Source organism: Syntrophorhabdus sp. (assembly GCA_012719415.1).
Taxonomy (GTDB): domain Bacteria; phylum Desulfobacterota; class Syntrophorhabdia; order Syntrophorhabdales; family Syntrophorhabdaceae; genus Delta-02.
On the sequence record JAAYAK010000244.1, the window covers coordinates 1 to 1,561 of the forward strand.

Below are 1,561 nucleotides of genomic sequence, written 5' to 3' on the forward strand. Positions count from 1 at the left end.
ATTAGCGCTTTCAATAGTAGGGAAGCTGTTCGTCGAAGCGCTCCTTGCCGTTCCTGTACCAGGCGACGATGTGTTTGACCGCCTCGACGGCCTTCGTCAGGGCCGCGATGTCGGAGTTGAACCCCTGATGGGGCTGGACGTATATGTTGGAGCTTCTGTCGATGGATTTCTCCACGAGCGCCTTCGCCGCCAGGAGATTGGCGTCAGTTTCGGCCGGTTGCCCGAGGAGAAGCGCCGAGAATTGGGACTCGCTGCTGAAGACGTCGAGACCGATACCCGTTATCTTTCCCGAACGATAGAGGTCGAGGAGCGCCGATTCAGGGGCGATCTCCCCACGGGTCACGTTTATGAAGATGAGGTTCCTTTTTGCCTGGGAGAGATACTCTCTGGAAAAGTAACCCACATTGTAGAACCTGCTCTCCGGGTTTCTCGTCAGGTTCATGGCGTTGACGATGATGTCGCTCCCCCGGATGGCCTCTTCCTTCGAAACGAACCGCACGGTCCCGCCGTAGAGGCCGTCGAGTTCCTCCTGTCTCACGTCGACACCCTGAACCGCCAGGCCGTTGGCCTCGGCAAGCTCGTATGTCCTTTTGCCTATCTTACCGACACCGAAGACGGTCAGTATCCTGTGCCTGTCGAGTTCCATGAAGGCCCGGGAATCCTTCCTCTCAAAGGTGACGGTGTTGAGGGAGTAGTGATTCAGTTCACCGGCGGCAGCGTACAGGAACTTCATGGCCGTCTGGGCGACGGCATTTACGCAGTACTCTCTCAGCGAGGCGATGTTGACCTTGTCGGCGAGGTGTTCGAAATGGTCATACCCGGCACTGCGGGTTATCACGCTTTTTCGGTCTCCCTCCAGATACTGCCCGGGGAGAACGGAATGCGTCTTCGTGGTGACGATGTCCGGGAGGATCGTCCCGGGGTTGTCCCTGAGGTATTCCTGGAGATTCTTCGGGGTGATGAGGTATCTGTGTCCTTCGGGGATCTCTTCCCGGGCGACCGCCCTCTGTATCTCCTCCTCGAGGTGCCGGGCCTCGGGCCCCAGGGCTTCGAAATGCATGATGTCGTACAGGCTCTTCTGCTCTTTCACGTGTGCTCCGGTGAGGTCTTATTTGAATTCCGTGCATCCATTCTCCCGCAATCGCTGTATTTTTTCAATCGAAATCGGGCAGTGTTTTTTCTTCCCACCCGTTCTCGATTCCTGTATATTACTGCAGAGGTATCATCGGGAGAAAGAAATGAAGACCATCATGTTGCTGACCGTTTCCAATGTGTTCATGACCTTTGCCTGGTACGGACATCTGCGATACAAGAACTCCGCCCTGTGGAAGGTGATACTTGTGAGCTGGCTCATCGCCTTTGCCGAATATTGCTTCCAGGTCCCCGCGAACCGTCTCGGTCACTACCAGTTCTCCGCGGCACAGTTGAAGATAATGCAGGAGGTCATAACCCTTGTTGTCTTCGCAGTCTTTTCTCTTCTCTATCTCAAGGAAGAATTCAGATGGAACTACCTCATCGCATTCGCCCTCATGGCGGGAGCGGTCTTCTTCATGTTCAGGGA

The 1,561-nt window shown here is 55.3% G+C and carries 2 protein-coding genes; one reads left to right on the forward strand and one right to left on the reverse strand.

What is annotated here, in order from left to right:
• Window positions 1-10 precede the first annotated feature (10 nt).
• A complete protein-coding gene (locus GXX82_14585; GenBank protein ID NLT24264.1) occupies window positions 11-1,060 on the reverse strand; it encodes a hydroxyacid dehydrogenase in 1,050 nt (349 codons plus the stop codon).
• A 178-nt stretch (window positions 1,061-1,238) separates the two neighbouring features.
• On the opposite strand from GXX82_14585, the gene GXX82_14590 reads away from it, so the two are divergent.
• A partial coding sequence (locus tag GXX82_14590; GenBank protein ID NLT24265.1) for a DMT family protein occupies window positions 1,239-1,561 on the forward strand: 323 nt, incomplete at its 3' end.